Source organism: Algicella marina (assembly GCF_009931615.1).
Taxonomy (GTDB): Bacteria; Pseudomonadota; Alphaproteobacteria; order Rhodobacterales; family Rhodobacteraceae; genus Algicella; species Algicella marina.
The window spans coordinates 324,246-336,204 of sequence record NZ_CP046620.1; the positions used below are offsets into that span (position 1 = coordinate 324,246).

8 protein-coding genes are annotated in these 11,959 nt (G+C 63.7%); 5 read left to right on the top strand and 3 right to left on the bottom strand.

Going from position 1 to position 11,959, the window contains the following annotated elements; translation table 11 throughout:
- The first annotated feature begins 45 nt into the window (after positions 1–45).
- The 3 genes from GO499_RS01760 to GO499_RS01770 all read left to right on the top strand — a co-directional run bounded on the left by GO499_RS01760 (position 46) and on the right by GO499_RS01770 (position 2,829).
- A complete protein-coding gene (locus GO499_RS01760) occupies positions 46–399 on the top strand; it encodes a hypothetical protein (RefSeq protein WP_161860569.1) in 354 nt (117 codons plus the stop codon).
- Between the two features lie 121 nt (positions 400–520).
- Positions 521–724, top strand: coding sequence for a hypothetical protein (locus GO499_RS01765; protein ID WP_161860570.1), 204 nt, complete (start codon positions 521–523; stop codon positions 722–724).
- A 104-nt stretch (positions 725–828) separates the two neighbouring features.
- Positions 829–2,829 carry an acetyl-CoA carboxylase biotin carboxylase subunit gene (locus GO499_RS01770; protein ID WP_161860571.1) on the top strand — a complete coding sequence of 667 codons (2,001 nt, stop codon included), beginning with the start codon at positions 829–831 and terminating at the stop codon, positions 2,827–2,829.
- Position 2,830: 1 nt separating this feature from the next.
- Here GO499_RS01770 and GO499_RS01775 read toward each other — a convergent pair whose 3' ends face one another.
- Positions 2,831–3,256 carry a DUF4174 domain-containing protein gene (locus GO499_RS01775; RefSeq protein ID WP_161860572.1) on the bottom strand — a complete coding sequence of 142 codons (426 nt, stop codon included), beginning with the start codon at positions 3,254–3,256 and terminating at the stop codon, positions 2,831–2,833.
- A 111-nt stretch (positions 3,257–3,367) separates the two neighbouring features.
- Here GO499_RS01775 and scpA point away from each other — a divergent pair, with 111 nt between their 5' ends.
- A complete protein-coding gene (gene scpA, locus GO499_RS01780) occupies positions 3,368–5,509 on the top strand; it encodes a methylmalonyl-CoA mutase (RefSeq protein WP_161860573.1) in 2,142 nt (713 codons plus the stop codon).
- Positions 5,510–5,848: 339 nt separating this feature from the next.
- Here scpA and nhaA read toward each other — a convergent pair whose 3' ends face one another.
- Together nhaA and GO499_RS01790 are read right to left on the bottom strand one after the other, a co-directional pair.
- Positions 5,849–7,042, bottom strand: a complete 1,194-nt coding sequence (nhaA, locus tag GO499_RS01785) for a Na+/H+ antiporter NhaA (protein WP_161860574.1) — start codon at positions 7,040–7,042, stop codon at positions 5,849–5,851.
- Between the two features lie 118 nt (positions 7,043–7,160).
- Positions 7,161–9,437 (bottom strand): patatin-like phospholipase domain-containing protein, encoded by a 2,277-nt coding sequence (locus tag GO499_RS01790; RefSeq protein ID WP_161860575.1) that lies wholly within the window; start codon positions 9,435–9,437, stop codon positions 7,161–7,163.
- 227 nt (positions 9,438–9,664) lie between these two features.
- Here GO499_RS01790 and GO499_RS01795 point away from each other — a divergent pair, with 227 nt between their 5' ends.
- Positions 9,665–11,950 carry an NADP-dependent malic enzyme gene (locus tag GO499_RS01795; RefSeq protein ID WP_161860576.1) on the top strand — a complete coding sequence of 762 codons (2,286 nt, stop codon included), beginning with the start codon at positions 9,665–9,667 and terminating at the stop codon, positions 11,948–11,950.
- The last annotated feature ends 9 nt before the right edge of the window (positions 11,951–11,959 follow it).

Genomic DNA, 11,959 nt, shown 5'->3' on the forward strand with positions numbered 1-11,959 from the left:
CACAGTGCTTGTGGCAGCAGCGCACCCGTTGGCGGGAGTCGCGAAATGCTGAAACACAAGGGCTTTCCGAGCCGTATGCCCGGTTCGGACTACCAGTTCACAATCCGTCGTCCCGCCAAGGATACCCCTACACAACTGACCGCGCGGGAGCGCTATCGCGACCGTCGCCCCGCCGACCGGCGCGCGGACGAGGCGTTTCTTGCGGCGCTCTGGGATTACTTCGGCGATGAGCCTTTCGCGCGCGGCAACCTCGATGCCGGGCGGCTGTGCTGGCTGTTCGGGCGAGAGGTGATTCCTGCAGAAGAGCCGTTCGACCCGATATCCTACGACGCATTGCTGCGGATCGACGTATCGGCCGCGGCTGAGACCTTTCCAAATGCGGTCGAGGTCACGGATTGATGTCAAAGTTGTTGCAAAACAAGCGCTTTTCCGCCGATGCGGATTCCTCACTTGTGCGTGAAGACGGAAACCCCACATCCGTTCGTAGAGTTAATACGAGCACAACGAACGGAGTGAAAACATGTCTTGCGTCAAACTGCTTGCGGGCTCTGCCCTGCTGCTTACCCTCGCCGCGTGCGGCGACACCGATCTCGAACGCGGCGCGACGGGCGCTGCGGCGGGTGCCGTCACAGCGGAAGTCTTCGGCGGCAATGTCGTCACCGGCGCCGTGCTTGGCGGTGCTGCCGGTGTCATCAGCGACGACGTGCGCCGCGAGCTTCGCTGACGCGCATTCTCGTCACCGTCTGATTATTTCAGGGTCAGCCTTCGGGCTGGCCCTTTTGCGTGCCCGCACACGCCGTTCGCCGACCCTCCCCAAAGGACATCGCAATGTTTAAGAAGATCCTGATAGCCAATCGGGGCGAAATCGCCTGCCGTGTCATCAAGACCGCCCGCCGCATGGGGATCGCGACCGTCGCCGTCTACTCGGATGCCGACCGCAACGCGCTGCACGTCGAAATGGCCGACGAGGCCGTGCATATCGGCGCGCCCGCCGCCGCCGAGAGCTATCTGGTGATCGACAAGATCATCGCCGCGTGCAAGGAAACCGGCGCCGAGGCGGTGCACCCCGGCTACGGTTTTCTGTCGGAGAACAAGGATTTTCCGACAGCGCTTGCCGCCAACGGCATCACCTTCATCGGCCCGCCGCCGAATGCCATCGAGGCGATGGGCGACAAGATCACCTCCAAGAAACTCGCCGCCGAGGCCGGGGTTTCGACTGTGCCGGGCTACATGGGCCTGATCGGCGATGCCGACGAGGCCGTGAAGATCGCGGGCGAGATCGGCTACCCGGTGATGATCAAGGCAAGCGCCGGAGGCGGCGGCAAGGGCATGCGCATCGCATGGGACGAATCGGAGGTGGCCGAGGGCTTCCAGTCCTCAAAAAACGAAGCGAAATCGAGCTTCGGCGACGACCGCATCTTCATCGAGAAATTCGTCACCCAGCCCCGCCACATCGAGATTCAGGTGCTGGGCGACGCGCATGGCAACTGCATCTATCTGGGCGAGCGTGAATGCTCGATCCAGCGCCGCAACCAGAAGGTCATCGAGGAGGCGCCGAGCCCCTTCCTTGACGAGGCCACCCGCCGCGCGATGGGCCAACAGTCCGTCGCACTCGCCAAGGCGGTGAACTATGCCTCCGCCGGCACGGTGGAATTCATCGTCGATGGCGAACGCAACTTCTACTTTCTGGAGATGAACACCCGCCTTCAGGTCGAACACCCCGTCACCGAACTTATCACCGGCATCGACCTGGTGGAGCAGATGCTGCGCGTCGCCGCCGGCGAGCCGCTGAGCCTGACGCAGGAGGATGTCACCCTGAACGGCTGGGCGATGGAATCGCGCCTCTATGCCGAAGACCCGTACCGCAACTTCCTGCCCTCCATCGGCCGCCTCACCCGCTACCGCCCGCCCGAGGAAAGCGCCAGCGATACGGCCGTGGTGCGCAACGATACCGGCGTCTACGAAGGCGGCGAAATCTCGATGTACTACGACCCGATGATCGCCAAGCTCTGCACATGGGCGCCGGAGCGTGGCGCCGCGATCGCGGGCATGCAGGATGCGCTGGATGCGTTTGAAGTCGAAGGCATTGGCCACAACATCCCGTTTCTGTCGGCGGTGATGGCGCATGAGCGGTTCCGCAGTGGCAACATCACCACTGCGTTCATCGCCGAGGAATATCCGGATGGTTTTGCGGGGGCGGAGCTTTCACCGAAGGAGCTACGCCAACTGGCGGCCCTCGCCGCCAGGTGCGAGGCGCTGCGTGCCGAGCGGGCGCTATCCATTTCCGGGCAGATGCGAGAACGCGACTTGCCGGATCCACTGGAACTTGTGGTTGCCATCGCCGGGCAGACATTCGAATTCTCTGTCACTGGCGATGCCGATGTCTGCGAAGTGGCAGACGGTGACGGCACGATGACGCTGGAGGATATGGACTGGACGCCCGGCCAGACGCTGGCAACATGCGTAGTGGACGGCGATCCGCTGCTCGCCAAGGTCGATCAGCGGACTGACGGGTTCCGCATCCGTTACCGCGGTGCAGAGCATGTGGCGCGCGTCTATACCCCCCGGCAGGCGAAACTGGCCGCGCTGATGCCCGAGAAACAGCCGCCGGATACCTCGAAGCTGCTTCTCTGCCCGATGCCCGGCCTTGTCGTATCCATCGCGGTTCAGGAAGGCGACGAGGTGCAGGAGGGCCAGCCGCTCTGCACCGTGGAGGCGATGAAGATGGAAAACGTTCTGCGTGCCGAGAAGAAGGCTACCGTCACGAAGATCAACGCCGCGCCGGGCGCTTCGCTGGCGGTGGACGACATCATCATGGAGTTCGAATGAGCTACCCGCCGGAGCGCTGCGCCTCGACTTCCTGCTGCCGCATTGGCATCCGGTCGATCAGGCGCATCAACTCGCGCACCGGCACAGGATCGGGTTTGCGGTACTTCACCTGCCCATCCTTGCCCACCAACACGAACATGAAGTCGCGCGGGCGCAGTTTCTGGCGCAATGGTCCATTGGCGGCCGGGTCGGTGTCGACGATGATGATCACATCCCGCTCCAGCAGCGCGTCCGTTTCCTGCTCCAGGTATTGCAGTTGCTGGGCCACGCGCGGGTCGGCCTCCGCGTCGGCAAAAATCACCACGGGCCGCGCGACCCATTTGAAGGCGTCCAGCCCCTCTTCGGCCGTGTTGCGCACAAGGTCCGCCGCCATCAGCGCCGAGCCCGCACCCAGTAATCCCGTAACCAAGGCCAAAACCCGGACCATGCCATTCTCCCTAAGCCTGCCTGATAGAGATAGGGTATCGCGGGGCGTATTTCCATCATTCGCACGCCGGGAATGCCCGGCGACACAAGCGAGCCAGCAAAGGAGACAGCCATGACGCAGGAAGACTGGAAGGCACTTGCCGAAAAGGAACTGCGCGGCAAGCCGGTGGACAGCCTTGTGTGGAACACGCCCGAGGGCCTGCCAGTGCAGCCCGTCTATGGGCCGGAAGCGCTGGAAGGCGTCGATCATCTCGGCTCGATGCCCGGCCAGAATCCGTTCGTGCGCGGACCCCGCGCCACGATGTACGCCGGCCGCCCGTGGACCATCCGGCAATATGCGGGCTTTTCCACCGCCGAGGAAAGCAACGAGTTCTACCGTAAGGGCCTCGCCGCAGGGCAGCAGGGCGTGTCGGTCGCCTTCGATCTGGCCACCCACCGGGGATACGACAGCGACCATCCCCGCGTGGAGGGCGATGTCGGCAAGGCGGGCGTGGCCATCGACTCGGTCGAGGACATGAAGATCCTGTTCGACGGCATCCCGCTCGATCAGATCAGCGTTTCCATGACGATGAACGGCGCGGTGATCCCGGTGCTGGCCAGTTTCATCGTCGCGGGCGAGGAACAGGGGGTGGAGCGGGCGAAGCTTTCGGGCACGATCCAGAACGACATCCTCAAAGAGTTCATGGTCCGCAACACCTACATCTACCCGCCCGAACCCTCGATGCGCATCGTATCCGACATCATCGAGTACACCGCCAGCGAGATGCCGCGCTTCAACTCGATCTCGATTTCCGGCTACCACATGCAGGAAGCCGGCGCGAACCTCGTGCAGGAACTGGCCTTCACGCTGGCCGACGGCAAGGAATACGTCCGCGCCGCCGTGGCGCGCGGCATGGATATCGACCGTTTCGCACCGCGCCTTTCGTTCTTCTTCGCCATCGGCATGAACTTCTTCATGGAGGCCGCGAAGCTCCGCGCCGCCCGCCTGCTCTGGTGTCGGATCATGGAGGCCGAGGGCGCGAAGGACCCAAAGAGCCTGATGCTGCGCACCCATTGCCAGACCTCGGGGGTGAGCCTGCAGGAGCAAGACCCCTACAACAACATCGTGCGCACCGCCTACGAGGCGATGAGCGCCGTGCTCGGCGGCACCCAGTCGCTGCACACCAACAGCTTCGACGAGGCGATCGCCCTGCCCACCGAATTCTCCGCCCGCATCGCCCGCAACACCCAGTTGATCCTGCAGGAAGAGACGGGGGTGACTAACGTCATCGACCCGCTGGCCGGCAGCTACTACGTCGAAAAGCTGACGGCGGACATGGCCGAGGCGGCGTGGAAGCTGATCGAGGAGGTGGACGAGATGGGCGGCATGACCAAGGCCGTCGCCTCCGGCATGCCCAAGCTGCGCATCGAGGAAGCCGCCGCCCGGCGTCAGGCGGCGGTGGACCGCGGCGACGAGGTGATCGTCGGCGTCAACAAGTACCGGCTGACCAAGGAAGACGCGCTCGACATTCGCGATGTCGACAACGTGGCCGTGCGCGACTCGCAGATCGCGCGGCTGGAAAAGATCCGCGCCAGCCGCGATCAGGCGGCCTGCGACGCCGCGTTGGGTGCACTGGAAGAGGCCGCCAAGAGCGGCGAGGGCAACCTGCTGGCGCTGGCCGTCGAGGCCGCCCGCGCCCGCGCAACGGTCGGGGAGATTTCGGACGCCATGGAAAAAGCATTCGGCCGCCACCGCGCGGAAGTGAAGACACTGGCCGGCGTCTACGGCGCGGCCTACGAGGGCGACGAGGGCTTTGCGCAGATCCAGAAGGACGTCGAGACCTTCGCCGAGGCGGAAGGTCGACGGCCGCGCATGCTGGTGGTGAAGATGGGCCAGGACGGCCACGACCGGGGCGCGAAGGTGATCGCCACCGCCTTCGCCGATATCGGCTTCGATGTCGATGTGGGCCCGTTGTTCCAGACGCCCGAGGAAGCCGCGCAGGACGCCATCGACAACGACGTGCACGTGATCGGCATCTCCAGCCAGGCCGCAGGGCACAAGACTCTTGCGCCAAAGCTGATCGCTGCGCTGAGGGAGATGAACGCCGAGGAGATCATCGTTATCTGTGGCGGCGTGATCCCGGCACAGGATTATGATTTCCTGAAGAAAGCGGGCGTGAAGGCGATTTTCGGGCCTGGCACCAACATTCCGGCAGCGGCGCGCGATATTCTGGAACTGATTGCCGGGGCAAGGGAAGCCAAAGCGGCGGAGTAGCGCCCCACAGGCAGGGAAGATGCGCCGTCCGGAGCATCTTCCCGGGCCTGTTTGTCGGGGGGGACTTACAAACGTGCCTGCGAGTTTCGAGGCTTAGGGCAAGGGCCGGTGCCGCGCGCACTGTGCGCCCGTACCGGAACCAATACACGGTCGGCTTCCCGGTGATCGAACGCAGCCCTCGCAAGTTGGCCGCCAACAAAACGTGCCGCCAGAATTACCCACACTGAAACTCGATTTTTCACCCGTCGAATCCTCTCTCATCGCCGGAAACTTAAGTAAACTGAAATGATTTAAAACGCTATCGAAAAGTGAATTCCGGCGTGAAAAAAATTGTCAACACTACTCCGCAGGTTGAGCGCGAGCCTCCGTGACCGGTTCGGCCGTGGAGAAGGCGCGCAGAACAGCATACCCCAGCAGCGCGGAAAGAATGGAGCCGGTGAGCACGCCGAGCCGCACTTCTGCAGCGAGAACCGGATCGGTGAAGCTGAGCCCGCCGATGAACAGCGACATGGTGAAGCCTATGCCTGCAAGACAGGACAGGCCGTAGATATGCACCCAGCTTACACCGTGGGGCAGGCGGGCAAAGCCCAGCTTGACGACGGCGAAGGTGAAGGCGAAGACGCCGATCTGCTTGCCGAAAAACAAACCCGCGGCGATGCCCACCGGCACGGCCGAGACGAGATCGGCAAGTGACAGCCCGGTAACGGACACGCCCGCGTTGGCGAAGGCGAAGATTGGCACGATCAGGAAGTAGACATATGGCTCCAACGCGTGCTCCAGCGAGTGGAGGGGCGATTTGCCGAACTGGTCCTTGATCGGGATCAGGAAGGCCAGAATTACGCCGGCCAGCGTGGCATGGACGCCGGATTTCAGCACCAGCACCCAGAGCAGCACGCCCAAGAGGATCGCCGGGGCGACGCGGTGGGTGCCCCGCAGGTTCAGCCACAGGAGCGCGGCCAGCGGCAAGAGCGCCAGCCCGAGGTAATGCACCTTCAGTTCCGCCGTGTAGAACAAAGCGATGACGAGGATCGCGCCCATGTCGTCGAGGATCGCCAGTGTCAGCAGGAAGATCTTCAGGCTGGGATGGGCGTGTTTGCCGAGAAGCGCAAGCACCCCGAGCGCGAAGGCGATGTCGGTGGCGGCCGGAATCGCCCAGCCATGAATCGTCTCGGGGTTGCCCCAGTTGATGAACGCGTAGATCAGCGCCGGCACGGCCATGCCGCCGAAGGCTGCCACACCCGGCAGGATCACATCGGAGGGGTTCTTCAGCTTGCCCTCCATGAACTCCCGCTTCAGTTCCAGACCGATCAGAAAGAAGAAGATCGCCATCAGCCCGTCGTTGATCCAGAGGATCAGGGGTTTCTCCAGCCCCTGATCGTCCAGGGTGATGGCAAGGGTCGCGTTCAGCGCCTCGTCGTAGAACCCGGACAGCGGCGAATTGTAGATCACCAGTGCCAGCACCGCAGATACCATCAGCAGAATGCCCCCCGCAGCATCGTGGCGGAAGAAACGGCTAACGGCGTTCAAGGGCATCGGGAGGTCCTGTCGTTTGGAAATTGATCGAAGCGAATGCTTCGGTTTGAGATGGGTTTCGCGGCGTCAACTTCAAGCGTCGATTGCTGCGGCAAACTGGCTCGCCGGAGCACGGATCCTAAAGGAAATCGGCCAGTTCCCGCACCCGCTTGCCGATGTCCGGGCCGTCGAGAATACGCTGCATCTCCACCAGTTCCTCCTCCGGCATGTACCACGACAGTGACGTGTTGCTGTCGACTTCGAAGCGGAAGCTCCGGAAGAAGTCCTTCACACCGGTGGCATCCTCGTACACCCGTTTCTGCCGCCCCATGCTCTGACGGTTGCGGAAGGTCATGGTCGAGGAGCGAGCGGCGAGGATGCCGTCGAGTGGCGTTGTCGCCCACTGGAACGCACGGGCGATGGCACCGGCGCCGTTCTTGTCCAGCCGCTTGGACGGAAAGGCCCGGATCTCGATCAGGGCAATGCCGGAGCATTCCGCCGCGATCCAGCGCTGGATGGCCGGGCGGCTGAGATAGGCCATTGCCGCGTCGATCCCGTAGTTGTCGTAGTATCCGGCATCGACGACCCGCAGATATGGCTCCGTCGGCAGCGCCGTGCTGGGCGAGACATAGGGGAAGGAGGCGTTCATCCGCACTGCCGTCTTCACCTTGAAGGTGTCGCGGGAATGCGGGAACCATTCGAAGAAACTGGCCGTCTCGTTGCGTTCGTCCTCGGCGATGGCCTGAGCCATGTCCAGATTGCCGATCAGCAGCGGCTGGCCCGTCTCGACGATCATCGGCGAGAATACCAGCGAGGGCCGCCAGCCCTCGGCTTCGCCGGGGCAGAGCGTCTTGAAATCCACGTCCAGCGTCTTCCACTGGTTTTCCAGTTCCGTACCCCGGTCGCGGCTGGCGGTGCCGGGACGCACCAGCATCCGCAGATCACGGCCCATCAGTTGCCGCACAACGGGCGAGAGGCTGTCACGCGGGATCGGGTAGCGGATGCCATGGCCTTCCATCATCTCTGGATCACCGATCGTCTGGGAACTCAGGATATCCTTTTCGATCTCGCCGAGAAGCGACATGCCGTCCGGCAGGCCAACGAGGCCGTCGGGCTTCCGCTCCAGAAGCGCGGCGAAATAGGCGGCACCGACCATGCCGCCGGATGCGCCGGTTATCAGGCGCGTATCGGCGGCCAGCGTCGGCACCTCGCGTAGCAACCGGTCCAGCACCAGCGCTGTCCAGAAGCCGGCGCGGTAGGCGCCGCCGGATGTGGCGATCAGAACCAGTTTCGGCTTGTCGACGCCACGCCGTTCCTTCCATGCCTTCAGCGCACCCAGCGGATCCACCGCATCGGTGCCGGGCAGGTTGTCCTGCATTTCTGTCGATGTGGCATAGCGCTTCTGCGTCTCTGCCATCATATCCTTCTCCCGGTCGGCGAAGAAACTGTCGGGCAGAACCTCCTCAAGTTTGAGGATGTCATCGTAGTGGTCGATCCTGTCCTCACCCTTCAGCGTGACGATGCCGGGAAAGCGGAACTTCAGCGGGACGGCACTGCCGAAGAGCCGCGCGAAGCCGCTGGAGGAGAACCAGATGATGAGGACGGCGGCGACCATGGCGAGAAACGGCGCCACCGGTCCGAACTCGTTCAGCACCGTGACAGCGAGCGAGGCCCAGAAGATCAGCAGGGTCACCGCCACGGCCGGAAGCAGGATGAACAGGGACGGCAGCGCGGCGGCAACGGTGAATGCCAGCGCCATGGCGAACAGTTCGTTGAGCCCCGTCCAGCCGAACCAGCCGTAACCGGCGACGACACTGGCGATCCACAGCACCGCGTAGCCGACCACCAGCCCGAGAAGCGTGCCGACGAGCGCGCGCAGATGCTGGGCGTTGCCGGGCTGTCGGCGCGGCAGAGGTGCGGGCAGCAGGTAGACGGAGAGGGTGGCGAAAGCGGCAGCATAGACAAGGAAATTATGGTCCTGCCAGACCCGTGGAATGGCGGGGCGCGGCGTGTCGGACACCACGATAAGCACCGCGACGAAATAGACGGCGAACACAGCTGCCGCCGCCGCGCCGAACAGCGTCGGGCTGTTCCACCACCAGTTCCTGCCGGTGTTATGGGCCTTCATCGCAGCGTCTTCGTGAAACAGGTTGCCAAGACCCATGCCCGAAAGCGCCCGCCCGCCGATGGCGAACAGCAACAGCAGGTAGAGCAGCGTGGTAATCCAGTGTTCGCCCAGCGTGCCGAGCCACTGCCACAGTCTGCTCCACCAGTCGCCGCCGCCAGCTTCCGCAACCCACCAACAGAAACAGGCGACCGAGAAAATGGCCGTCATCCGCGAGAGCACGTAACTCGGCTTCGCCTGCGCCTCGCTGCTCACGTCCCTTGGGAAAGCCCCCGTCGTCGCCTCGGTCATTGCCTGTTCCCCCTGCAATCAATGGCTCGAATGAAGTCTGCGGACAGCGACCATGCTACCACAATTGCGCCGGTGAGAGGGCCGTCAAACCCGGTGTGAGGGTGAATTTTCTCACAGGCTTGTCGCCTTGGCCCGCTGCACTGGCAATTGCACCGCTGGTTTCGGGGAAGTAAGGTCAGGGGCAAACGAAGGCCGGAACGGCCCGCCCCCATCCAAGGAGATTCCCGGTGACAGATCGTTCGAACGACCCACGCGTCCAGGCGGCGCTGGATTACCATCGCTTCCCGAAACCCGGGAAGCTGGAAATCCGGGCGACGAAGCCGCTGGCCAACGGTCGTGACCTTGCCAAGGCCTATTCGCCGGGCGTCGCCGAGGCCTGTCTCGAGATCAAGGCCGACCCCGGCACCGTTTCGGATTACACAACCCGCGGCAATCTCGTGGCCGTTGTCACCAATGGCACCGCCGTGCTTGGCCTTGGCAACATCGGGGCGCTGGCGTCCAAGCCGGTGATGGAGGGCAAGGCTGTCCTGTTCAAGAAGTTCGCCAACATCGACTGTTTCGATATCGAGGTGAACGAGAGCGACCCGGAGAAACTGGCAGATATTGTCACGGCGCTGGAACCGACGTTTGGGGCTGTTAATCTAGAAGACATCAAGGCGCCGGATTGCTTCATCGTCGAGAAACTGTGCCGCGAGCGCATGAACATACCGGTTTTCCACGACGACCAGCATGGCACAGCCATCGTTGTCGGGGCTGCGGCGGTGAACGCACTGCGGCTGGCAGGCAAGAAGTTCGAGGACGTCAAGATCGTCTCCACCGGCGGCGGTGCCGCAGGCATTGCCTGCCTGAAGATGCTGGAGAAGCTGGGTGTACGGCGGGAGAATATCTGGCTGTGCGACATTCACGGGCTGGTCTACGAAGGTCGTGCCGAGGACATGAATCCGCAGAAGGAGTGCTTCGCCCAGGCCACCGACCTGCGCACGCTGGACGAGGTAATCGACGGCGCCGACCTCTTCCTCGGCCTGTCCGGGCCCGGGGTGCTGACCCCGGTGATGGTGGGCAAGATGGCCGCCGCACCGATCATCTTCGCCTTGGCGAACCCGGTGCCGGAAATCATGCCGGAGGACGCCCGCGCCATAGCACCCGACGCCATCATCTGCACAGGACGCTCGGACTATCCCAACCAGGTCAACAACGTGCTGTGCTTCCCGTTCATCTTTCGCGGGGCGCTGGATATCGGCGCGACCGAGATCAACGACGACATGGAGATCGCCTGCGTGGAAGGTATCGCGGCCCTGGCGCGCTCTTCGTCTTCGGCGGAGGCGGCGGCGGCCTATGCCGGGGAGAAACTGGTATTCGGCCCTGACTACCTGATCCCCAAGCCGTTCGATCCGCGCCTGCTGGCAATCGTCGCCGGCGCCGTGGCCGAGGCCGGCGTGAAGAGTGGCGTCGCCACCAAGCCGATCGAGGACATGGTTGCCTACAGGGCGGAACTCGACCGCTCGGTCTTCAAGTCCGCCTTCCTGATGCGCCGGGTCTTCGAGGCCGCCCGCTCCGCCAATCGCCGGATCGTCTTTGCCGAGGGTGAGGACGAGCGGGTGCTGCACGCCGCCCACGCCATGCTGGAGGAGACCGGTGACAAGCCGATCCTGATCGGCCGCCCGGACGTGATCGACATGCGGCTGGAACGGACCGGCCTGCCGGAAAGGGCCGGGCGCGAGTTCGAGATCGTCAACCCGGAGAACGACCCGCGCTACCGCGAATACTGGGAAACCTATCACGCGCTGATGTGCCGGCGCGGCGTGACACCAGACCTCGCCCGCGCCATCATCCGCACCAACACGACCGCCATCGCCGGTGTGATGGTGCAGCGCGACGAGGCCGACAGCATGATCTGCGGTACGTTCGGCCAGTACCTGTGGCACCTCAAATACGTCAACGAACTTCTGGGTGGCGGGGCGGAGAAGCTGCATCCGATCGGGGCGTTGTCGCTGATGATCAACGAGCAGGGGCCGCTGTTCATTGCCGATACGCAGGTGCATCCGGTGCCCGGTGCGGAGGAGATCGCCGACGTTGTCATCGCCGCAGCCCGCCACGTGCGGCGCTTCGGGGTGGAGCCGAAAATCGCGCTCTGCTCGCACAGCCAGTTCGGCAATCTGGATACGGATACGGGCCGGCGGATGCGGGGCGCGCTGGAAATTCTCGACGCCAAGCCACGGGATTTCATCTACGAGGGCGAGATGCACTCGGATTCGGCGCTGGACCAGGAGTTGCGGGACCGAATCTATCCGAACTCCCGTCTGGATGGTGCCGCCAACGTGCTGGTCTTCGCCAACACCGATGCCGCCTCCGGTGTCCGCAACATTCTCAAGGTCGTTGCCGGCGGTCTGGAAGTGGGGCCGATCCTGATGGGCATGGGCAACAAGGCCCATATCGTCACCCCGTCGATCACGGCACGGGGGCTGCTGAACATCGCGGCGCTGGCCGGAACCTCCGTCCAGCACTACGGCTGAGAGTGGCGG